Below are 20,536 nucleotides of genomic sequence, written 5' to 3'. Positions count from 1 at the left end.
AACTTATTCTGAATCGGCCTTGATTCGGGCACTTGTAGGAATTTTGCCGTTGCCACAGATCAATTCAATTTTCGAGGTCTTAGGTAGCTTATCTCCTGGCTTCACATATTTTCCCTTATGTTTTATTTGATAGACCATGTCTTTGCCCAACTCATCAACATAGGTAACACGTTGCACATCAAGACCCACCGCCCGCAACATCGAGGCGGCGTTCCGCTGGGTCACTTGGATTATTTTTGGAACAGTTACCTTTTTATAACCCGAAGGGTTTACGGTAAAATATATTTTTCGATTTTCCTTGACTTTGTCACCCGCGATCGGGTCTTGATCGATAATGGAAAATCTAGGGTAATCAGGATTGTAATTTGCCGAATCGAGTACTTCGTACCGAAGACCCGCATTTTCAACAGCTTCGCGCATTTCCATAACCGACATTTTAGAGAAATCGGGCACCTCGACAAACTCACCATGGTTCGTAGTACGCTTCAACCAGTTCAACACTAAAAAGGCAAGTATGGCGATAGTCAATATCGCCAGGCCCAATTGGATCAAAAAAGTTCTACTCTTTAAAAAGTTGAAAAAATTTCTCATCGTTCAAAATTAATCAAGCAAATATAACAAATGGGCAAGGACTTCGATCCCTTGAGACGACCAAACATTAATGGTCTGCTTAAACCAAACAATCACTGGCACTTACAAAATACTCCAAAAACAAACTACCTTGGTGCAAGACAAATCTTTTTTTCTTTTCTTTGAATTCGTTATCAACATTAGCCTTTAATCCATAACAGCGGTATGCCAAAAAATATTGCCATAATCATGGGCGGATACTCAAGTGAGTATAAGATATCACTTAAAAGTGGAAATGTCGTGTATGAATATTTGGACAAAGAAAAATTCCGTCCATATAGAATCCATATTCTAGAGGAAAAATGGGTCTATGTCGATGATAACGGCAATGAATTTCCGGTGAACAGGCATGATTTTTCAATACATGTCGAGAACGTAACCATCAACTTTGATTGTGTCTTCAATACCATTCACGGAACACCGGGGGAAGATGGACTTCTACAGGCCTACTTCGAGCTATTGGGTATTCAGCAAACTTCATGTGGCCATTATCAGGGGGCACTTACTTTCAACAAAAGAGATCTTCTCAGCGTTTTAAAGCCATATGGCATCAAATCGGCCAAATCATACTATCTCAATTTGGGTGACCCAATCGATGAAGATGAAATAATCAATTCGGTAGGACTTCCTTGTTTTGTAAAGGCCAACAGGGCCGGAAGCAGTTTCGGAATCTCCAAAGTCTATAAAAAAGAAGATCTTGGCAAGGCCATTGCCAAATCCTTCGAAGAAGACGGTGAAATACTGATCGAAGCTTTTTTGAAAGGCACTGAAGTCTCTGTAGGCGTGATTACCTATGAAGGCCGAACAAAGGTACTTCCCATAACAGAGATTATTACCGAAAACGATTTTTTCGACTATGAAGCCAAATATGAGGGTAAATCAAAAGAAATAACTCCCGCTAGAATTTCCAAGATCCAAGAACGCAATGTAGTCGAAATCGCCAAGCGTGCTTATGAGGTTCTCAAAATGAAGGGATACTCTAGAAGCGAATTCATTTTTATCGATGACGAACCATACATGTTGGAGATGAATACCACCCCCGGCCTAACCACAGAAAGTATTCTTCCGCAACAGGCAAGAATTGCAGGTATCGAACTTTCACAACTCTTTGAAAGTGCCATCGTAGAGGCATTGAAGTAAAATTGAGTAACTTTAGGCATCGAATTGGCCTAATTTAAGTTCTGGTCTTAAGACATTTTTTTAAATGACCTCCGAATTAATAATCTAAAGTATTGATGAAGCGCGCTATTTTTCCCGGTTCTTTTGACCCTCTCACGTTGGGCCATGATGATATTATTAGGAGGGGCATTACGCTGTTCGATGAGCTGATAATCGCCGTTGGAATCAATGCCGAAAAAAAATATATGTTTTCTTTGGATGAACGTATGAGCTTTATCAAAGAAGCCTTTAAAGATGAGCCATCAATCAAAGTCATGGACTACGAAGGTCTTACCGTTGATTTCTGCAAAAAGGTCGGGGCCAATTTTATACTTCGCGGACTACGCAACCCGGGGGATTTTGAGTTCGAAAAGGCAATAGCGCATACCAACCGAAAACTCTCTGAGATAGAAACGGTATTTCTACTGACTTCTTCAGGAAAATCGTATATCAGTTCTTCAATTGTCAGAGACGTTATCAGAAATGGGGGCGACTATTCGGGCCTTGTTCCGGGCACGGTGAAACCCAAGTAAGAAAAAACTTCTTTTTGAATAGTCCTTTCAAAGAACACGGATTGATTCACAGTGATTCGAAAAAACCATAAAAGAAGGGAAAGACTGTGTTTTATTAAGGAATGACCACCTCACATATCATTTTACCTTTGACACAACGAGATTCAATGCGTTCACAACATTTTTGCACGAATATTACCAAATCCTATTAACTTAGTAAGAAATTACAACAAAAGTTGAAGGTACAGAAGATACATCGGAATAACTACATCGTCAAACAATTGCCGACGGCGACAGTTTATCTCAATAGAAAATTTGAAATTATTCACGCTTCCGATCAGTGGGCAAATGAATTTGAAAACGATAGTATTGACATTCTCGGAAAGAACATATTCGATCAAATCCATACTGAAGCGAGCAGCGATTTGAAGAATCTTTTGATCCTTTGTCTTGAAGGTAAGTCGACACAGTTCAATACCGAATGGTGTGCACAAAATGATGACCTTTCCAAATGGTTCGAATGGTCCATTACGCCGTGGTACGACGATAACGAAAACATCATAGGGGCAATTGTACAGGTGCAAAATATATCGCTACATGTTCAGGTCGACCAAAGGTTTCACAAGCTCGAATCATTGCTAAGGGAAAAGGCGGAATTTGCCAACATAGGAATTTGGGAGTTCGACCCAATCAAGGAAAAAGTGTGGTGGTGCGAGAGAACAAAGGCCATTCACGGAGTATCCGATGCCTTTGTACCCACCTTTAACAACATCATAGATTTTTACAAACCCGGTTATAGCCGCAACTCATTCGCATTGGCTTTAGAAAATGCTGCCACCAAAGGGGCCTCGTGGAATGAAAAATTACAGATTATTACCCCTGAAGGAATTGAAAAATGGATAATCACTACAGGGTCGCCAACATTTAAAAACAAAAAGTTCACTGGCCTCTTAGGTTCATTTCAAGATATCAGTCAAACTGTAGAAATCGAAACCAGAACCAAGGAAAATGAACGGTTGCTTCAAACGCTGATCGATAACCTTCCATTGAATGTCTATATAAAAGATACTGAATCGCGTAAGATTCTTGTCAATAAATCGGAAGCCGACTATGTCGGTCTCGGTAGTCGTCAAGAATTATTGGGCAAGAACGATTTTGATGTTTATGACCATAAAACGGCAAAAATTGGAAGAAATGAAGATTTATGGGTCATGAAAAACCGCAAATCGATTATGTCGAAAGAAGATCTATGCATCAAGAAAGATGGTACAGAAACCATTTTTTCGGTTTCCAAAATTCCCTATATCGATGAGAACAATGAAATAGCCGGTATCATAGGAATGTCCATAGACATCACCGATATAAAGCAAAAAGAGAGGGAATTGAAAGATTTGATCAACGTTACCTCTTTACAGAACAAAAAACTTATCGATTTTGCACATATTGTATCACATAATCTAAGATCTCACACGGCAAATTTTTCGATGCTACTTGACTTTTTGACACACGAAAAAAACGAAGATGAGAAGAGCAAAATAATGAAAATGCTGACGGATTCTTCCGATAGCCTATTGGAAACCTTGGACAACCTCAATGAGGTAGTAGCCATAAATACAAATGTAAACCAAGAGAAGAAAAAAGTCGCCCTAAAAGAAAAGGTCGAACAGGTTGAAAGTGACCTACAAGCATTTCTTACGAACAACAATGCTTTGATAATCAATCAAATACCTCAAAAACTAGTTATTAAGGTGGTACCTGACTATCTCGAGAGTATATTGATGAATTTCATAACCAATTCGGTTAAATACAGTAATCCTGAAAGAAGGCCGGTAATCGTATTGACCACTGAGAACAAAAATGGTTACACGGTTCTTAGTATAGCCGACAATGGCTCAGGAATTGATTTAAAAAAATATGGCGATAAGTTGTTCGGCATGTATAAAACTTTTCACGACCATAAAGATTCACGCGGAATAGGCCTCTATATTTCTAAAAATCAAATTGAGGCCATGAACGGAAAGGTAGAAGTAGAAAGCGCAGTTGGTAAGGGAACCACGTTCAAAATTTATTTCAATGAGAAAGATTAATTCGATATGCGTCGTTGATGATGATCCTATTTTGGTATTCGGTATAAAAAAAATGTTGAGTACCGTGGTAGACTGTGATTCAATCATCGATTATGGCAACGGGAAACTGGCCCTTGATGGCATTTTAGAAGTATATAATGAGACTGAACAGGTTCCTGAAGTGATTTTCTTGGATCTGAACATGCCAGTAATGGACGGATGGCAATTCTTGGAAGAGTTCTTGCGACTACCAATACAACAAAAGATCCGCATCAACATACTTACTTCCTCAATAGATGCTCTCGACTACGAAAATTGGGAAAAATACAAAACCAGAACCCATCACACAATTACTTACAATAGTAAGCCTATTCGAAAGAAAGAATTGGAAACTATTACAAGAGCGGCATAAACACGACAAACTAATATTTTAACTAATTTTACGCACGAATATGAACCTAGAAAAGTCATTGACGTGCGGCGATTGTATATTAGGTTAACAATTGTGTTGATACTATTTTCGTGCGATACCAAAACTGTGCATAAGTCCGTTGATTTTCAAACACCTTTTGAAAACTCAAATGGCAATGAAACACCTACGTATTTACAGGTAATCGATTTTTACATTCAACTGGCGAAAGAATTCCCTGAGATCAACATTCAGACTATCGGTGAAACGGATAGTGGGTATCCGCTAAATTTAGTTACTTATAACCCCGACGGTAATTTCAACTTCTCAAAAATAGCGGAAGAAAAAGCCATAATGCTGATCAACAACGGTATTCATCCCGGAGAAAGTGACGGTATCGATGCTACCATGCTCTTTTTTCGAGATTTGGCCGCTGGCAAACTGCCTACTCCAAAAAAAACCGTTGTAGCGACCATTCCGGTCTACAATGTCGGCGGGGCCTTGAACCGTAACAAAGCCTCGCGTACAAACCAGAACGGGCCTGTATCTTATGGTTTTAGGGGCAATGCCCAAAATTATGACCTGAACCGTGATTTTATAAAGGCTGATACCAAAAATGCACGTACTTTTTCAGAGATTTTCCATACGATCGATCCTGATGTTTTTATCGACAACCATGTTAGCAATGGCGCCGATTATCAATATACCCTAACCCATTTGTTCACCCAGCATAATAAACTTGGAGGTAGATTAGGTGAATACCTGAATACCGAAATGATGCCCGAATTGGAATCGGGGCTTAGCGAAAACAATTGGGACATTACGCCCTACGTCAATGTTTTCAATCGTGTACCTGAATCAGGATTTTCACAATTTATGGATCACCCAAGATACTCGACAGGCTATACGGCCCTTTGGAACACCTTAGGGATGATGGTCGAGACCCATATGCTCAAACCTTATAAAAAAAGGGTCGAAGGCACCTATACCCTTATGGCCAAAATGCTCGGAATAGTTGAAAAAGATGTCCAAAAAATAAAGAATCTAAGAAAACATGCCGGTACACGACATGTTGATTGGACATACTACCCCGTGAAATGGGCCATAGACACTACCCAAACGACCAAATTTAATTTCAAAGGTTTTGAAGGCACCATGATTACCAGTGAAGTTACCGGCATGTCGAGATTGAAATATGACCGCAGCAAACCCTTCGAGAAAGAGGTGGTCTATCAAAATTATTTTATCCCTTCAGATTCCATAAAAATACCCGAGGCCTATATCGTGAAAAAAGGGTGGCACAAGGTCCTTGAACTGCTCAAAGTCAATGAAATTCAGTTCAACACCCTTGAAAAAGATTCCGTAATTGCGGTAGAATCCTATAAAATAGATTCATACGAAACAATGTCCAATGCCTATGAAGGGCATTATCCCCATTATAATACGTCGGTAACTTCAAAAATTCAAGAAATCAATTTTACAAAGGGCGATATACTGGTTCCGACAGATCAACCGGGAATACGGTATGTACTTGAAACTCTGGAGCCTGAGGCAGTGGATTCCTTTTTCAATTGGAACTATTTTGACACTATACTTCAACAAAAAGAAGGGTTTTCTCCATATGTTTTTGAAGACGAGGCACTTGAAATGCTGAGAAACGACCCTCAGCTCAAGGAAGCCTTCGAAGCAAAAAAAACGGGCGAAGAAGATTTTGCACAAAATTGGTACGCCCAATTGGATTGGTTGTTCAAACGATCCGAACATTATGAGACGGCCCATCTACAGTACCCTGTCTATCGTATCTTAAAGCAGAAATGACCATATCTTAACAAAAGGTACTTAAAAACCCCAGGGCATTTATTCGAAAAGAATCTTGATATTGGTATATGAATTCTCTAGGGCCTTTTGGATTTTTCTAGGGCCTTTCCACTTGACCTTAACGATACCTTCATTTTCCTGAGGTACTAGTTTTCCTTCGTATGTGGTTTTCATAGCGAACCAATGGACTTCTTTTAGGCGATACTTTCCATTTCGTTTGAAGACATGATACGTTGTTTTAAGAAAATTCTCGATCTTGAGGTTTTTGACCCCTGTTTCCTCCTTTACTTCCCTAAGAGCACATTCTTCGATAGTCTCCCCTTTGTCCAACCTTCCCTTGGGTAGGTCCCACTTGTCATTCCTATAGATAAAAAGCACCTTGCCCGCCTTGTTGGTAACTACCCCTCCGGCGGCAACTTCTAGTTTGATGTTCTTCGTGAATTTTTTAAGAATTTCCTCGTGATTCGGGTGATAAATATAGGCCTCGGGAATTTTTTTCTTTACCAATGCCTTAATGGCCTGCCGAATCGCGTCTTGGTTCAGAAGATAGTATTGGCCAGTTGTTTCAGAGAGTTTATTTGTCAATATGAGGGGCAGTTCATTAACAAAAACTTTATACATTTGCGCAATGATTTTAGATAAAAACACGGCCAAAAAGACAGCTGAGCTTTTGCTGCAAATTAATGCAATAAAATTGGAACCCGAAAATCCGTTTACATGGGCTTCAGGTTGGAAATCTCCCATTTATTGCGACAATCGGATCATACTAAGCCATCCGGCCATTCGAAATTATATAAGGGAAGAAATGGCCAAACAAATCGATATGCTCTATGGCAAACCTGATATCATAGCAGGGGTGGCGACAGGCGCAATAGGAATTGGTATTTTGGTGGCCGATTATTTGGGGCTACCGTTTATCTATGTACGCCCTGAGGCAAAATCACATGGCCGTCGGAATCAAATAGAAGGTCAATTGGACCGCAATCAGACCGTTGTTGTCATCGAAGACCTTATCAGTACCGGCAAGAGTAGTTTGAATGCCGTACAGGCGTTGAATGAAGCAGGAGCCAACATCAAAGGCATGCTGGCAATCTTTACCTACGGTTTTGAAGTGGCCAAAGATAGTTTTGAAAAAAACGGGGTAGAACTCCACACACTTTCAGATTATGCCCATCTTATAGACCAAGCTTCTCAAACCGGTTATTTAAAAGACGATCAGCTGGCCACCTTAATGGATTGGTGCAAAACCCCTTCACAATGGAAACAATAGGAAAATGTATATAGAGGCACCTAAAAAAACAGTTAGCAAAAGTAAACGCGAAGTCTTTGGGTTTTTGACCGATTTAAAGAACTTTGAAGTTCTGATGCCCGAAACTATCGATAAGTTCGAAGTCATAAATGCCGATAGATTTCTTTTCGCCTTAAAAGGGATGCCAGAAATTGTGCTGGAACGAAAGAAGCAGAGCGAATATGACCAGATCGTTCTTGGTGCGGCCAGCGATAAATTACCCTTCACCCTTACCGCGGACATCGTCGAAATTACGCCCGACGAGAGCGAAGTTTCATTAAGCTTTAATGGCGAGTTCAATGCAATGATGGCCATGATGATAAAGACCCCGATAACTAATTTCATGGGAACATTATCGGAAAATCTTTCTAAAATCTAATAAAGCAATTTGACCTCTTTAAGGTCAAATTCCGATAGGGTTCCGTTCTCAAGAGAGACTTTCAACATTCCTTTGCCAGAAACGCCCCTGATAATGCCCATAAAGCGTTGACCTCGGTTATCTTCAAAAGTTGACGGCCTGTCTTTTCTGAACAATAGATTCTCGTAATCGACCCAGCGCTCCTTATCCCATATTTTAGTTAATTGAGAGAGTTCACTTTCAAGATGAAAAACTATTCTTAGCAATAATTCGTTCAGATCAAACGTTTTGCCTAGCAGCAATTTTAATGATGAAACGCTCTTTAGATTATTGAAAAGTGACTGGTTTACGTTTAAACCAATTCCTATTATCGATGATTGGATTTTATCGCCCGATAGGGCATTCTCGATCAAGATTCCGCATATTTTGGAATTTCCTGACAGAATGTCGTTAGGCCATTTAACGGCTAGATTACCGAGGCCCAACTCTTTTAAGGCGCTAATTATGGCAATGGAAACACAAATGGTCAACTGAAATCGATCTTTGGCAGCTAGGCCTTTATGCCTTTTTAAAATGCTGAATGTTAGATTTTTACCCGCTTCAGATTGCCATTCTGAACCCATTTGTCCACGGCCCTTAAACTGTTCGTGGGCAACTACAACGGTAAGGTCTTCAAGAGGTTCAGACTTGGCCAAGGACTTTAAATAGGCATTCGTTGAGTCCGTGGCACTAAGTTTGATTATTTGCATCTATGTTGCCGTTCTATGACGTAGCAATCTATTGTCAAAAACTACGGTCAAAAGAACAAAAAAATAATAACTTTGCATAAACTAAAATTTTTGAATGCAAAAAGGAAAAGCTAGCACAGACGAGTTAATTGCATTAATTTTACAAGGTATTGAAGAAGTTAAAGGTCAGCAGATAAGTTTACTTGATCTTAGGGCAATTGAAAACACCGTTTGTGACTACTTTATAATTTGCAATGGTACTTCAAACACGCATGTAAATGCTATAGTCGGATCTATCCAAAAAACGGTCAGCAAAGCTATAAAAGACAAACCTTGGCATGTTGAAGGTCAAGATAATGCCGAATGGGTTTTGATGGATTATGTAAACGTCGTGGTTCATGTATTCCAAAGACATATTCGTGATTATTATGATATTGAAGGGCTTTGGGGCGATGCAAAGGTTACCGAATTTGAAAGCAATGTAAATCAAGCCCTGAAATAATCCAGATTTTTATTGATAGTTCTAAAACTGGAAACGGGTAAAAAAAATATTAATGGCAAAAGACAATAACACAAATAAGAAACCTAAATTCAGCTCGTGGTGGATTTACGGATCGATAATAGTACTCCTTATAGGTTTTCAGTTTTTTGGCAGTTCGAACCTGTCTAATACAAAGAAAACCACTACTTCTGAACTTCAGGAGTATCTTAGAAATGGTGACATCAGTAAAATATTGATCATTACCAATACCAATCAGGCGAAAGTCTTTCTCTCTGATGAGGCACTTCAAAAAGATGTGCACCAAGATGTGAACATCAAGCCTTGGCTGCCCTCGACCGGGGCTGTACCCCAATACGTTCTTGATTATGGTGATTTGCAGATATTTCAAAACGAGATTACCGAAATCAAGAAAGAAAACAATCTAGATACCATTGTAGAATTCGATAAAGAATCAAATCTCTTCATGGAGATGTTGTTGAGCATCTTACCGTTCGTATTGATTATAGGTATCTGGATTTATTTGATGCGCAGAATGTCGGGCGGCGGTGGTGGCGGAGCCGGTGGTCAGATATTTAATATAGGAAAATCAAAGGCAAAACTCTTCGATGAAAAGACCGATACCAGAACTTCATTTAAAGATGTTGCCGGATTGGAAGGCGCAAAAGAGGAAGTAGAAGAAATCGTGGAGTTTTTAAAACACCCCGACAAATATACCTCATTGGGAGGTAAAATTCCGAAGGGTGCGTTATTGGTCGGCCCTCCGGGAACGGGTAAAACATTACTTGCAAAGGCAGTGGCCGGTGAAGCCAAGGTACCTTTCTTTTCTCTTTCCGGGTCTGATTTCGTTGAAATGTTCGTAGGTGTTGGTGCTTCCAGGGTACGTGACCTCTTCAAACAGGCCAAAGACAAATCACCCGCCATTATTTTTATTGATGAAATAGATGCTATTGGCCGGGCAAGGGGAAAGAACAACTTCACGGGCTCCAACGACGAGCGCGAAAACACTTTGAACCAGTTGTTGACCGAAATGGACGGTTTCGGCACCAATACGAATGTCATTGTACTGGCCGCTACCAACCGTGCCGATGTTTTGGACAAGGCACTCATGCGGGCAGGCCGCTTTGATAGACAGATCTATGTCGATTTACCCGATATTCGAGAACGAAAAGAAATTTTCGAAGTACATCTCAGGCCAATAAAAACTTCCGAAAAACTAGATCTTGACTTTTTAGCTAGACAGACCCCGGGCTTTTCTGGTGCCGATATTGCAAATGTCTGCAACGAGGCCGCTTTGATCGCTGCTCGAAAAGAGAAGAAAGCGGTGAGCAAACAAGATTTCCTTGATGCCGTAGATCGTATTGTCGGTGGATTGGAGAAAAAGAACAAGATCATTACTCCTGGTGAAAAAAAGACGATCGCCTATCATGAGGCGGGTCACGCCACGGTAAGTTGGATGTTGGAACACGCGGCTCCTTTGGTAAAGGTGACCATTGTACCCAGGGGCCAATCCTTAGGGGCGGCATGGTACCTGCCCGAAGAACGATTGATCGTGAGGCCCGAACAAATGAAAGATGAAATGTGCGCCACTTTGGGGGGCCGGGCGGCCGAAAAAGTAATATTCGATAAAATATCAACGGGGGCGTTGAGCGATTTGGAAAAAGTAACCAAGCAGGCGCGGGCCATGGTGACCGTTTATGGGCTTAATGATGAACTGGGCAACTTGACCTACTATGATTCTTCAGGGCAGACCGATTACAGCTTTTCCAAACCTTATAGTGAAGAAACCGCGCGCAAAATAGATATTGAGATTTCAAAACTTATTGAAGAACAATATGTTCGGGCCATAGAGGTTTTGAAGGAGAACAAAGACAAGTTGACCATTTTGGCCGAACGCCTACTCGAAAAAGAAGTTATATTCAAGGAAGACCTTGAAAAGATTTTCGGAAAGCGCCCTTTTGAAAAGGAGTTTGACGAGAAGGGGCAAGAAATACCAAAGGAGGCCGTCGAAGACGCTTTGGTCTCAGAAAAAACCAGTGCCGAGCCGGATAAAGAAGAAGAAAATAAATAGCTATATTTAGCGTTGTTTTTTTATTAGCGGGCACATATTGAAGAAGTATTATACAGTCGATGGGGCTATTTGACAAACTTTTTGGTGGTGGAAAAAAAGTTTCGAAAGAAACTAAGGAAACCCGAGGTATGCATATGCCCGATCTCAATATTCCCGTCGATGAGAAGTTTACCATCCATTTCAAAAAAAATGGGGGCAAATTTCTATACTGTGATTCTTTTTCCGAAGTCTCAACGGCCGTGAAGAACATTGTCGAAGAAAATGGATGGCAAGACTATCCGTTTTTTGCAATGAACCCCCGATTGACAGAAAAATTCGCAAAAGATGTCAAGTTCACCGATAAGACAGAAGAAAGCGACGTGTTTTTTACGACCTGCGAACATCTCATTGCCCAAAACGGTTCCATTCTAGTTTGTTCCAACCAATTGAGGGAAAAGAAGCTCAATGAGCTTCCCGACAATGTCATTGTTTATGCTACAACAAGTCAATTGGTAGAGTCTATTGGTGAAGGACTGAAAATCATAAAGAAAAAATACGGACATAACATTCCCGCGAATATTACCACACTCAAACATTTTCTTCCCACAACTGAAAATTCCGACGATTTCTTGACCTACGGAAGTAGTTCAAAGAACCTTTATCTATTACTTCAGGAGGATTTGTAGCATGAGGGAAATCTTAAGACGATCGCTTACAGGTGCCGTATATATCGTTTTGTTGCTATCAGCGGTATTCTTGAATTCTGATGCGTTCGATTTTTTGTTCATGACCTTTGGCCTTGCATGCCTTTATGAATACAAAAGGCTTGTTGCCCTTAGAGGATACCATATATTCATAGCCTATCTTGCCTTATGGTGGATCTTCATCTATTTGACCAGCGACAAGGGACTGATCAACCTGTTGATGTTCATTACGATAACTATTGACATCGCCCTTTTGTTCTACCTGTTCCAAAGAAAGGAAAGACAATTCAATACGATACAAAAATTCATAATCGGGCTACTTTATATCGGGGGTGGATGCATTTTTCTGACCATGATCCCATATAAGGATGATGACTTTGCCAAACTTCTCATAATGGGGATCTTTATATTGATATGGGTAAACGATTCTTTTGCCTACATCGTAGGAAAAAGTGTTGGGCGCACAAAACTCTACCCCTCGATTTCTCCAAAAAAAACTGTTGAAGGAACGATCGGGGGTTTTATATTTGCAATGGGTGCGGCATATCTGATGGGCATATACGAACCATTGATAAGTCCGGGCCAATGGATGATCTTAGCCGCTGTGATCGTTGTATCAGGCAGTTTGGGCGACTTGTTGGAATCGAAGCTCAAGCGCTCTGCAGGCGTAAAGGACAGTGGGGCTATCTTACCCGGCCATGGCGGAATGTTGGATCGGTTGGATAGCCTTGTCTTCGCGGCACCATTTACATACTTAACATTAACGATTTTTGCATATGTTTCATAGGGAGGGTCAAACAATAATTTTGACGACTTTTTTTCTTGTAATTACCGCGGTATTGGTTTCTCAGTTCTATTTGGATATCACTTGGTTGAGATGGGCGATCCAGATCATTGCCGTTCTTATATTGGTGCTAATTCTTCAGTTTTTCCGCAATCCGAAAAGGGTTCCTGTCAAAAGTTTTGATGAAGTTCTTGCCCCTGTAGACGGTAAGGTAGTGGTTATCGAAGAGGTTGAAGATCCAGAATATTTCAAGGATAAAAGAATACAGGTCTCCATTTTCATGTCACCGGTGAACGTGCATGTAACCAGATATCCGGTCAGCGGAAGTATTAAGTATTCCAAATATCATCCTGGTAAATATTTGGTCGCTTGGCATCCTAAGTCAAGTTTGGAAAACGAACGTACTACGGTGGTGGTCAATACCCCAAAGTTCGGCGATATATTATACAGACAAATCGCGGGCGCAATGGCAAGACGAATCGTAAACTATGCCGAAGAAGGCCAAAGCGTACAACAGGGAGATGATGCCGGGTTCATAAAATTCGGCTCCAGGGTAGATCTTTTACTGCCATTGAATGCAGCAATTGCGGTTAAATTGGACCAGAAGGTGGTAGGTGCCAAAACCTGTATCGCAACGGTCATCAATAAAATGGACGATGAAAGATGATAAGTTACGATCTGATTTTACCAAGGCGGTCGAATTTGTAAATAATTATACCGAACCACTCCCGGCTGATTTGTTGCTTAAACTTTATGCCTATTATAAAATCGCGAATAAGAATTTTAACAATCCGGGCAGTGAAACACCTCTGATCAACGCCTTCAAGGCCAATGCCCTTATTCAAGCCAAGAATATCACACGAGAAGATGCCATGAAATCATACATTACATTGGTCAAAAAAGAAATTCCCAGATAATAATTATTACCCTAAAAATTGCCCCTTATAAGTACTAATCTTTGCTCTTGATCATTTCGGCAAGTAATTTTTTGGCCCTCAATAATTTTACTTTAACGTTGTTCATGGGCTCATTGAGTTCTTGCGCTATAGCCGCGTAGCTCATTTCATTGAAATACCGTAGATTGATAACCTCTTGATAATGCGGCTTTAATTTTCTAATATGCTGCAATAAGGCCGCCAAATTCTGTTTAATGATCAGTTGGTCTTCAGCAGATGGTGCATCATCAAGAACCGATTTGATTGCCTCATCATTACCATCGGCACCTAATACGTTTCGCTTTCTTTTTCGAATTAGGTCAACATGTATGTTTTTTGAAATAGCAATCAACCAAGTTTTGAACCCGTAAGCCTCATCATAGGTGTCGATTTTATCAAAAGCCTTGGAAAAGGTCTGAATGGTGATGTCTTCGGCGTCATTTTCATTTTCGGTACGCTTTAACTGAAAACCGTAAACATCGTTCCAAAAGGTATCCAAAAGTGCACTAAAAGCGATTTGGTTTCCCTGTTTGGCCTTCAGTATGGTCTCTTTGATCTTTATACCTGGTGTATTCAATTGCAATTGTTGTAGCGTAAAGCAATCAGAGATGAAGCGGAATCAATGTAATTCCGTTAATGATTCCCTTCGACAATCCTGTTCGTTCGGCAATTTACCGCACATACCACAGGCTTCTCCTTCTTTATTCAAAAATGGACTTTGGCTCGCACACGTGCCCGCGAATTTTCCATCTTTTTTTGACCATATTTTTATGGCGATTCCTGCAAACGCAACGGCCAAAAGTCCAATGGTCAGTAATATCAATTTCATTATCGGTAATTTTATGCAAAGTTACAAAAATAAGGCCCTGGCATTAATGCCAGGGCCTTATTTTTCGATATTGGGCAAAAATCAATATTTGATATTGGCAACGATGTTCTCAACAGTCGGAGTTTCGTTTCCACCCTGTGGCTCGATCGTAATATACCCGACCGCATTTTCGGCATAAGGCAATGCCACTAATTTTTCTTTGTCGCTGGCCTCACTAATTACCCCTAGATTGACCATCTCTCCGTTAACCTCTGCCCACATTTGAAAAACTTGGCTTTCAGGTAAATTGGGCAACTTGCTAACGTTGATATAGGAAAGTTTTTTTACAGGATTGATATAGGCCACCGCTTTCAAATCTTTGGCCTTTTGGTTGCCTTTTACATTAAGCTTTCTAGTTTGGGGGTTGTTCAAAACGATAAATTGGTTTCGAACATCTTCCAATTGCTGCTTCATATTCTCTTTAAGGTCCTTGATTTCATTGGTAACGATCGTATTCTGTTCTTGCAGATTTTGATTCTGGTCCCAAAAGAAATATGATGCACCGGCGAACATCAATGCCGCGAAACTGGCTGCGATGGCATATTTGAAGAACTTCTTTCTACCGGAGTTCTCTGCCCTGATTCTTGCGATTATTTTTTCTTTAAGCCCTTCGGGAGATTTCAAAGCATGCATTTTTGCAAACTCTTCCAAATTCTCTTGAAGTTCGTCAAAGGTTTCCCTTACTTCAGGATACATTGCAATGTATCGCTCACATTGAAACTCTTCTTGCTTCGTTGCAGTGCCCAAAAGATACTTTTCAAGCAAGTCGGAATCTAGAAATACTTTAATTTTTTCTTTCATTACGATAAAATTAGAAGTGCGAGCATGATCGTCGTCGGCCCATATACTTTTTTGAGTTCGCGCAAACCGATTTTCAACCTCGATTTTATGGTTCCCAAAGGAATATCCAACTCTTCACTGGCCTCCTGTTGGGTCATTCCTTGAAAAAATAGAGCTTCAAGTACTATTTGATACTTAGACTCTATCTTGTCCAAGTTCTCGCGAACATCCATGAGTTCCGGCCTTATGCCCTCAACACCTAGATTATATACGTCTGAAACGTCCATTTGGATTTCCTTGTCCGTTTTCGTGTTGACACTTCTTAATTTGTCAATGGCGGTATTCCGTGTAATACGAAAAAGCCAGGTGAACAATTTTGCCTTGGTGGGGTCGTAAGAGTCCGATTTTTTCCAGATTTTCACGAAACTTTCCTGCAGAACATCCTGTGCCAATTCTTCATCACGAACGACTTTATTGGCGACCCCGAACAACGTATCGCCGTAGTTGTCGTACAAAAGGGAAATGGCTTTTTCATTTCGCTCTTGAAGCAACTCTACGATGTGCTTTTCAAGAAGTGTGCTCATACCTTGTTCATGGGTTTTAAAAAATTGATGGACAAAGCATCCAATTTTCTTTTTGAACCGTATATCCCTTAAACGCTAATTTATGAAATTGATTGTTATAGCTAGCGTTATCACAAAATTTTAATATAAATGTGCACTTGGTAACTGCACATTTAGTTTTTGGTTAGTTTGGTTTGGTATAACCCTCGGGGAACTTCTTCGGGGGTTATTTTATTATATTGACCTCGGGGATAATTTCTATGCCGAATCGCTGTTCGACCGTTTTCATGATCTTGGTCGCCAAATTCAATATTTCAAGCCCTGTTGCAGAGCCGTAATTTACAAGCACCAAAGCTTGGTTCTTGTGTACACCGGCATCACCGAACCGCTTTCCCTTGAATCCGCATTGTTCGATCAGCCATCCGGCGGGAATCTTATAGTCGTTCTCGGAAACCTTGTAATGCGGAGCTTCAGGATGATGCTTCATGAAGGTACGGAATTTAGAAGCCGATATGACGGGATTTTTGAAAAAACTACCGCTATTGCCCAATTCTTTCGGATCAGGCAATTTACGCTTTCGAATCGCAATAACGGCCTCCGATACATCTTTTATCGTAGGAAGGATAACAGCGTTATTTTTTAATTCTTCCTCGATAGAACCATAAGAGGTATTCAGTCGGTGGTTCTTCTTGGTCAGTTTTAAACAAACGGAAATAATAACATATTCCCCTTTTCCTTCATTTTTGAAATACGAGTCACGGTATCCGAATTGACATTCTTCTTTAGTAAACGTTCTTATCGCTTGGGCTTTTATATCAAAAGCTTCACAGCTTCTAAAGACATCTTTCAACTCGACACCATAGGCACCTATATTCTGAATCGGTGCCGTACCCGTATTTCCAGGGATCAATGACAGGTTTTCTAATCCGCCATAACCCTGTTCAAGCGACCAAAGTACCATTGCATGCCAATTCTCGCCGGCCATGACCTTAATGACGACCTCATCATCATCTTCAGAAACCACTTCGATTCCCTTTAAATTGATATGCAGCACCAAAGCGTCTATGTCTCTGGTCAAGAGCATATTGCTTCCGCCGCTAATGAAGAATTTTTTCGGATGGCCTTCGATCTGGTAAACTGCCCGAAGATCTTCCAATGAATTAATTTCACAGAAGACTTGGGCCTTTACATCGATACCAAAGGTATTGTATGGTTTGAGCGATTTATTTTTCTCAAGGGTCATCAGCCAATATAACTTTTTAAGGCTTCTTTTAGTATGTTGACCGCACGCTTTAAGCTTTCTTTATCAAGTACGTAGGCGATTCTCACTTGGTTTTTGCCCAGACCTTCTGTAGCATAGAACCCAGCTGCCGGGGCCACCATTACGGTTTCATTGTTCACCCTGAAATCTTCTAAGAGCCATTGTGCGAAATCGTCAGCGTCGGCCAGGGGCAGCTCTACGATACAATAAAAGGCCCCTTGCGGTCTGCCAATCTTAATCCCTTCGATCTTACCCAGTTCTTCGATCAATAAATCTCTTCTTGCCACATATTCTTCTTTGACCTCGTCAAAATAGCTTTGCGGAGTTTCCAACGCCGCCTCGCTGGCAATTTGCGCATATGTAGGCGGCGACAACCTTGCCTGTGCAAACTTCAGGGCCGTTTTGACGACTTCTTGATTTTTCGACACAAGACATCCGATACGGGCGCCGCACATGCTATAACGCTTCGAAACGGAGTCCACGATTATCGCATGTGATTCCAATCCCGGTTCCCGTAAAATAGAATAATGTTCCCTTCCGTCGTATGTGAATTCGCGATATACTTCATCGGCCACTAAAAAAAGGTCATGTTTTTTTACGATGGCCGCCAATTTTTGAATTTCCTCCTTACTATAAAGATATCCAGTGGGGTTACCGGGGTTACAGATCAAAATTGCCTTGGTTCGCGGTGTTACGAGTTTTTCGAATTCTTCTATGGGGGGCAGGGCAAAATTGGTGTCGATATTTGATACCACGGGCACGACCTTTACACCCATTGCCGTTGCAAATCCATTATAATTGGCATAAAACGGTTCAGGTATGATTATTTCGTCACCAGTATCGGCAATACTTCCGATCGTAAACGAAAGTGCTTCAGAACCGCCCGTGGTCACAATGATATCGGATGCATCGACCATGATATCATTTTTTTCATAATACTTTGCTATTTTGTTGCGGTACGTCTCTGAACCCTCGGTTCTACTGTACTCGAGCACTTCGATAGTATTGTTCTTGACCGCGTCAAGGGCTATCTGCGGTGTTTTGATATCGGGCTGGCCAATATTCAGGTGTATTACCTTTACCCCATTATTTTTGGCCCGTTCCGCGAAAGGAACCAATTTTCTTATAGGTGACTGCGGCATGAAGAGCCCTTTCTGAGATATCTTTGGCATGTTGCTTATTTTAAGCAAAAATGAGAAAACCCTGCGGACAAAGCAATATCCTTATCATTTAATTATTTGACCCAAATTATGTTAATAAATATCGCCCTTAATTGAAAAATACTTAACTTTAAGAAAGTCAATCCGTTAAAAATTAGAAGGTTGGGTCGAGTCATCGCTTTTCTTTTTGTCATCTTCATGTGTTCACCGTATTACGGATTGTCACAAGGATTCTCTTTGCCCGAAGGACAGCGGTTTCAAAAAGTGAAATTCAAACTGATCAACAATTTAGTAATCATTCCGGTTACCGTGAACGGCACCGAACTTTCTTTTGTACTTGATTCGGGTGTGGGCAAGCCGATACTCTTCAACTTGACCGATCAAGATTCGATTCAAATCAACAATGTATCCGAGATTACCATCAACGGATTGGGCGATGGAGAACCTATCAAGGCTTTGAGCTCCAAAGAGAATGATTTTAAATTGGGCAACATTCGAAATAGAAACGAAAAACTGTACGTCGTTCTCGATAGCGAAATGAATTTTTCACCGAGTCTGGGCATACCCGTACATGGTATAATCGGCTACGAGCTATTCAGGGACTTTGTAGTAGATATCAACTATTCAAGCAAGGTCATAAAGTTTCATGACCCTCAACGATATCGATTAAGGCCTGATAAAAAAAGTGAGACCCTACCACTTCATATCATCCGGAAAAAGGCCTATATAGACGGTGAGGTGCAAATAAAAGGCAGTGACAACGTACCCGTCAAAATGTTGCTCGACACCGGTAGTAGTGATGCAATTTGGTTGTTTAAAAACGAAAAGATCGATGTGCCCGAGCAAAACTACGAAGACTATCTCGGAAAGGGGCTGAGTGGCGATATCTTCGGAAAACGCACCATGGTCAAGAGTATCAAAATCGGAAGTTTTATGCTTCATGATGCCAAAGCCGCGTTTCCTGATATGAAAGCCTTCAACGATATTAAAAACCTTGGGGATCGAAACGGAAGCATGGGAGGCGAAGTTTTGAAACGGTTCAATATTATCTTCGATTATCCCAATGGAAAAATAACGTTGCGAAAAAACAACAATTTTAATAAGCCCTTCCATTACAATATGAGCGGCATCGCACTTCAGCATGACGGACTCCGTTATATTTCAGAGCGTATTACTGATGCCAATGGGGTGGTCAACAATGACAAAAAATCGTTCGGGGACGTTCAAATACTTTTCGAAAATAGGACCAGGCTTAGCTTGGTTCCCGAAATCGTTGTTTCAGGAATACGTGCCGGTAGTCCGGCCGAAAGCGCAGGTCTTCAAGAAGGTGATGTGATCTTGGCCGTCAACGGAAAAAGCGTACATCGTTTCAAACTTCAGGAAATCATGCATATGCTCAACGAACGTGAGGGTAAAAAAGTCAAGGTACTGATCGAACGGTACAACTCTGATTTACTTTTTACGTTCGTTCTTAAAAATATGCTCAAAGAAAAGCCCTGACGAAATCGTCAGGGCTTTTATAACCGTTATAGAAATTAAGGCTCGTCTATTTGGTACCTTCGGCGGCCTTGATCTCACCTTTGATCTTCAAAACTTTGGTAGGTGTATCGGCGTTTGAAATGACCGTTATGGCCTTTCTTATCGGTCCGACCCTATTTGTATCGTATTTTACTTGAATTTCTCCTTTATTGCCAGGAAGAATAGGTGCTTCAGGTTTTTTCGGGATTGTGCACCCACAACTTGAGCTGACTTTGCTGATAATCAAAGGAGCATCTCCTGTATTGGTAAATTCGAAAACACGTATGCCATCGGCACCTTTTTCGATTTCGCCATAATCGACCGTTTCGGTCTTGAATTCAATTTTTGCCTTCTTATCCTGAGCGGTAAGGTTAAAAGCCATTAGGCCCATAAATAATAGTAGTACTATTCTTTTCATCATATTAAATTTAGGGTTGGTTTCAAAAG

24 protein-coding genes are annotated in these 20,536 nt (G+C 40.8%); 14 read left to right on the top strand and 10 right to left on the bottom strand.

The window, feature by feature from the left end; translation table 11 throughout:
* Positions 1-3 precede the first annotated feature (3 nt).
* Complete coding sequence (locus ACEZ3G_RS14910; RefSeq protein ID WP_432426315.1) at positions 4-591, bottom strand: PASTA domain-containing protein; 588 nt, start codon at positions 589-591, stop codon at positions 4-6.
* A gap of 204 nt (positions 592-795) precedes the next feature.
* Between ACEZ3G_RS14910 and ACEZ3G_RS14905 the strand changes: the two genes are divergently transcribed.
* The 5 genes from ACEZ3G_RS14905 (at position 796) to ACEZ3G_RS14885 (ending at position 6,593) form a co-directional block, all read left to right on the top strand.
* Positions 796-1,770, top strand: coding sequence for a D-alanine--D-alanine ligase (locus ACEZ3G_RS14905; protein WP_432426314.1), 975 nt, complete (start codon positions 796-798; stop codon positions 1,768-1,770).
* A 95-nt stretch (positions 1,771-1,865) separates the two neighbouring features.
* A complete protein-coding gene (gene coaD / locus ACEZ3G_RS14900; protein WP_432426313.1) occupies positions 1,866-2,321 on the top strand; it encodes a pantetheine-phosphate adenylyltransferase in 456 nt (151 codons plus the stop codon).
* A gap of 215 nt (positions 2,322-2,536) precedes the next feature.
* Positions 2,537-4,387: a PAS domain-containing sensor histidine kinase gene (locus ACEZ3G_RS14895; protein WP_432426312.1), complete on the top strand. Its 1,851-nt coding sequence runs from the start codon at positions 2,537-2,539 to the stop codon at positions 4,385-4,387.
* Entirely contained in the window at positions 4,374-4,778 is a 405-nt protein-coding gene (locus ACEZ3G_RS14890; RefSeq protein WP_432426311.1) for a response regulator, read from the top strand. The genes ACEZ3G_RS14895 and ACEZ3G_RS14890 overlap by 14 nt, the downstream gene beginning before the upstream one ends.
* 126 nt (positions 4,779-4,904) lie before the next feature.
* Complete coding sequence (locus ACEZ3G_RS14885; RefSeq protein WP_432426310.1) at positions 4,905-6,593, top strand: M14 family metallopeptidase; 1,689 nt, start codon at positions 4,905-4,907, stop codon at positions 6,591-6,593.
* 39 nt (positions 6,594-6,632) lie between these two features.
* Here the strand turns inward: ACEZ3G_RS14885 and ACEZ3G_RS14880 are convergent, their stop codons facing one another.
* Positions 6,633-7,214, bottom strand: coding sequence for an NUDIX hydrolase (locus ACEZ3G_RS14880; protein ID WP_432426309.1), 582 nt, complete (start codon positions 7,212-7,214; stop codon positions 6,633-6,635).
* Between the two features lie 7 nt (positions 7,215-7,221).
* Here ACEZ3G_RS14880 and pyrE point away from each other — a divergent pair, with 7 nt between their 5' ends.
* Both pyrE and ACEZ3G_RS14870 read left to right on the top strand, forming a co-directional pair.
* Positions 7,222-7,863 (top strand): orotate phosphoribosyltransferase, encoded by a 642-nt coding sequence (pyrE, locus tag ACEZ3G_RS14875; RefSeq protein ID WP_432426308.1) that lies wholly within the window; start codon positions 7,222-7,224, stop codon positions 7,861-7,863.
* 4 nt (positions 7,864-7,867) lie between these two features.
* Positions 7,868-8,260, top strand: coding sequence for an SRPBCC family protein (locus ACEZ3G_RS14870; RefSeq protein WP_432426307.1), 393 nt, complete (start codon positions 7,868-7,870; stop codon positions 8,258-8,260).
* On the opposite strand, the gene ACEZ3G_RS14865 is transcribed toward ACEZ3G_RS14870, so the two are convergent.
* A complete protein-coding gene (locus tag ACEZ3G_RS14865) occupies positions 8,257-8,988 on the bottom strand; it encodes a biotin--[acetyl-CoA-carboxylase] ligase (protein WP_432426306.1) in 732 nt (243 codons plus the stop codon). The genes ACEZ3G_RS14870 and ACEZ3G_RS14865 overlap by 4 nt on opposite strands.
* A gap of 94 nt (positions 8,989-9,082) precedes the next feature.
* On the opposite strand from ACEZ3G_RS14865, the gene rsfS reads away from it, so the two are divergent.
* From rsfS to ACEZ3G_RS14835, 6 genes are read left to right on the top strand one after another with little or no spacing between them, the layout of a single operon-like run.
* The gene (gene rsfS, locus ACEZ3G_RS14860) at positions 9,083-9,469 is read left to right on the top strand and encodes a ribosome silencing factor (RefSeq protein ID WP_432426305.1); all 387 of its coding nucleotides are present in this window, start codon (positions 9,083-9,085) and stop codon (positions 9,467-9,469) included.
* 52 nt (positions 9,470-9,521) lie between these two features.
* Complete coding sequence (gene ftsH / locus ACEZ3G_RS14855; RefSeq protein ID WP_432426304.1) at positions 9,522-11,537, top strand: ATP-dependent zinc metalloprotease FtsH; 2,016 nt, start codon at positions 9,522-9,524, stop codon at positions 11,535-11,537.
* A 59-nt stretch (positions 11,538-11,596) separates the two neighbouring features.
* Entirely contained in the window at positions 11,597-12,202 is a 606-nt protein-coding gene (locus tag ACEZ3G_RS14850) for an LUD domain-containing protein (RefSeq protein ID WP_432426303.1), read from the top strand.
* A gap of 1 nt (position 12,203) precedes the next feature.
* Positions 12,204-13,007 (top strand): phosphatidate cytidylyltransferase, encoded by an 804-nt coding sequence (locus tag ACEZ3G_RS14845; protein WP_432426302.1) that lies wholly within the window; start codon positions 12,204-12,206, stop codon positions 13,005-13,007.
* A complete protein-coding gene (locus tag ACEZ3G_RS14840) occupies positions 12,997-13,671 on the top strand; it encodes a phosphatidylserine decarboxylase family protein (RefSeq protein ID WP_432426301.1) in 675 nt (224 codons plus the stop codon). Before ACEZ3G_RS14845 ends, ACEZ3G_RS14840 begins: the two co-directional genes overlap by 11 nt.
* Positions 13,661-13,921, top strand: a complete 261-nt coding sequence (locus ACEZ3G_RS14835) for an acyl-CoA-binding protein (RefSeq protein WP_432426300.1) — start codon at positions 13,661-13,663, stop codon at positions 13,919-13,921. Before ACEZ3G_RS14840 ends, ACEZ3G_RS14835 begins: the two co-directional genes overlap by 11 nt.
* Positions 13,922-13,955: 34 nt before the next feature.
* Here ACEZ3G_RS14835 and ACEZ3G_RS14830 read toward each other — a convergent pair whose 3' ends face one another.
* From ACEZ3G_RS14830 to ACEZ3G_RS14805, 6 genes are all read right to left on the bottom strand, one after another.
* Positions 13,956-14,516, bottom strand: a complete 561-nt coding sequence (locus ACEZ3G_RS14830) for an RNA polymerase sigma factor (protein WP_432426299.1) — start codon at positions 14,514-14,516, stop codon at positions 13,956-13,958.
* 42 nt (positions 14,517-14,558) lie between these two features.
* On the bottom strand, positions 14,559-14,768 hold the full coding sequence (locus tag ACEZ3G_RS14825; RefSeq protein WP_432426298.1) for a membrane or secreted protein: 210 nt from the start codon (positions 14,766-14,768) through the stop codon (positions 14,559-14,561).
* Between the two features lie 81 nt (positions 14,769-14,849).
* Positions 14,850-15,608 (bottom strand): anti-sigma factor, encoded by a 759-nt coding sequence (locus ACEZ3G_RS14820; RefSeq protein ID WP_432426297.1) that lies wholly within the window; start codon positions 15,606-15,608, stop codon positions 14,850-14,852.
* A complete protein-coding gene (locus ACEZ3G_RS14815) occupies positions 15,608-16,171 on the bottom strand; it encodes an RNA polymerase sigma factor (protein WP_432426296.1) in 564 nt (187 codons plus the stop codon). Before ACEZ3G_RS14815 ends, ACEZ3G_RS14820 begins: the two co-directional genes overlap by 1 nt.
* A 205-nt stretch (positions 16,172-16,376) precedes the next feature.
* Positions 16,377-17,393, bottom strand: a complete 1,017-nt coding sequence (murB, locus tag ACEZ3G_RS14810) for a UDP-N-acetylmuramate dehydrogenase (RefSeq protein ID WP_432426295.1) — start codon at positions 17,391-17,393, stop codon at positions 16,377-16,379.
* The gene (locus ACEZ3G_RS14805) at positions 17,393-18,583 is read right to left on the bottom strand and encodes a pyridoxal phosphate-dependent aminotransferase (protein WP_432426294.1); all 1,191 of its coding nucleotides are present in this window, start codon (positions 18,581-18,583) and stop codon (positions 17,393-17,395) included. The genes murB and ACEZ3G_RS14805 overlap by 1 nt, the downstream gene beginning before the upstream one ends.
* 186 nt (positions 18,584-18,769) lie before the next feature.
* Here ACEZ3G_RS14805 and ACEZ3G_RS14800 point away from each other — a divergent pair, with 186 nt between their 5' ends.
* Entirely contained in the window at positions 18,770-20,071 is a 1,302-nt protein-coding gene (locus ACEZ3G_RS14800) for an aspartyl protease family protein (protein WP_432426293.1), read from the top strand.
* Positions 20,072-20,117: 46 nt separating this feature from the next.
* On the opposite strand, the gene ACEZ3G_RS14795 is transcribed toward ACEZ3G_RS14800, so the two are convergent.
* A complete protein-coding gene (locus ACEZ3G_RS14795; protein WP_432426292.1) occupies positions 20,118-20,510 on the bottom strand; it encodes a DUF1573 domain-containing protein in 393 nt (130 codons plus the stop codon).
* Between the last annotated feature and the right edge of the window lie 26 nt (positions 20,511-20,536).

The sequence above is a fragment of the Meishania litoralis genome (genome assembly GCF_042611095.1).
Lineage (GTDB): Bacteria > Bacteroidota > Bacteroidia > Flavobacteriales > Flavobacteriaceae > Meishania > Meishania litoralis.
The sequence above is the reverse complement of the archived record's forward strand: the minus strand, read 5'-3'. Positions and strand labels throughout refer to the sequence as shown.

Excerpts from the sequence above, each read along its gene's own strand:
- ACEZ3G_RS14870 (WP_432426307.1), top strand. The coding sequence starts at position 7,868 with ATGTATATAGAGGCACCTAAAAAAACAGTTAGCAAAAGTAAACGCGAA.
- ACEZ3G_RS14905 (WP_432426314.1), top strand. The coding sequence starts at position 796 with ATGCCAAAAAATATTGCCATAATCATGGGCGGATACTCAAGTGAGTAT.
- ACEZ3G_RS14840 (WP_432426301.1), top strand. The coding sequence starts at position 12,997 with ATGTTTCATAGGGAGGGTCAAACAATAATTTTGACGACTTTTTTTCTT.
- ACEZ3G_RS14835 (WP_432426300.1), top strand. The coding sequence starts at position 13,661 with ATGAAAGATGATAAGTTACGATCTGATTTTACCAAGGCGGTCGAATTT.
- ACEZ3G_RS14825 (WP_432426298.1), bottom strand. The coding sequence starts at position 14,768 with ATGAAATTGATATTACTGACCATTGGACTTTTGGCCGTTGCGTTTGCA.
- murB (WP_432426295.1), bottom strand. The coding sequence starts at position 17,393 with ATGACCCTTGAGAAAAATAAATCGCTCAAACCATACAATACCTTTGGT.
- pyrE (WP_432426308.1), top strand. The coding sequence starts at position 7,222 with ATGATTTTAGATAAAAACACGGCCAAAAAGACAGCTGAGCTTTTGCTG.
- ACEZ3G_RS14865 (WP_432426306.1), bottom strand. The coding sequence starts at position 8,988 with ATGCAAATAATCAAACTTAGTGCCACGGACTCAACGAATGCCTATTTA.
- ACEZ3G_RS14850 (WP_432426303.1), top strand. The coding sequence starts at position 11,597 with ATGGGGCTATTTGACAAACTTTTTGGTGGTGGAAAAAAAGTTTCGAAA.
- ACEZ3G_RS14820 (WP_432426297.1), bottom strand. The coding sequence starts at position 15,608 with ATGAAAGAAAAAATTAAAGTATTTCTAGATTCCGACTTGCTTGAAAAG.
- ACEZ3G_RS14795 (WP_432426292.1), bottom strand. The coding sequence starts at position 20,510 with ATGATGAAAAGAATAGTACTACTATTATTTATGGGCCTAATGGCTTTT.
- ACEZ3G_RS14890 (WP_432426311.1), top strand. The coding sequence starts at position 4,374 with ATGAGAAAGATTAATTCGATATGCGTCGTTGATGATGATCCTATTTTG.
- ACEZ3G_RS14800 (WP_432426293.1), top strand. The coding sequence starts at position 18,770 with ATGTGTTCACCGTATTACGGATTGTCACAAGGATTCTCTTTGCCCGAA.
- rsfS (WP_432426305.1), top strand. The coding sequence starts at position 9,083 with ATGCAAAAAGGAAAAGCTAGCACAGACGAGTTAATTGCATTAATTTTA.
- ACEZ3G_RS14815 (WP_432426296.1), bottom strand. The coding sequence starts at position 16,171 with ATGAGCACACTTCTTGAAAAGCACATCGTAGAGTTGCTTCAAGAGCGA.
- ftsH (WP_432426304.1), top strand. The coding sequence starts at position 9,522 with ATGGCAAAAGACAATAACACAAATAAGAAACCTAAATTCAGCTCGTGG.
- ACEZ3G_RS14910 (WP_432426315.1), bottom strand. The coding sequence starts at position 591 with ATGAGAAATTTTTTCAACTTTTTAAAGAGTAGAACTTTTTTGATCCAA.
- ACEZ3G_RS14880 (WP_432426309.1), bottom strand. The coding sequence starts at position 7,214 with ATGTATAAAGTTTTTGTTAATGAACTGCCCCTCATATTGACAAATAAA.
- ACEZ3G_RS14805 (WP_432426294.1), bottom strand. The coding sequence starts at position 18,583 with ATGCCAAAGATATCTCAGAAAGGGCTCTTCATGCCGCAGTCACCTATA.
- coaD (WP_432426313.1), top strand. The coding sequence starts at position 1,866 with ATGAAGCGCGCTATTTTTCCCGGTTCTTTTGACCCTCTCACGTTGGGC.
- ACEZ3G_RS14845 (WP_432426302.1), top strand. The coding sequence starts at position 12,204 with ATGAGGGAAATCTTAAGACGATCGCTTACAGGTGCCGTATATATCGTT.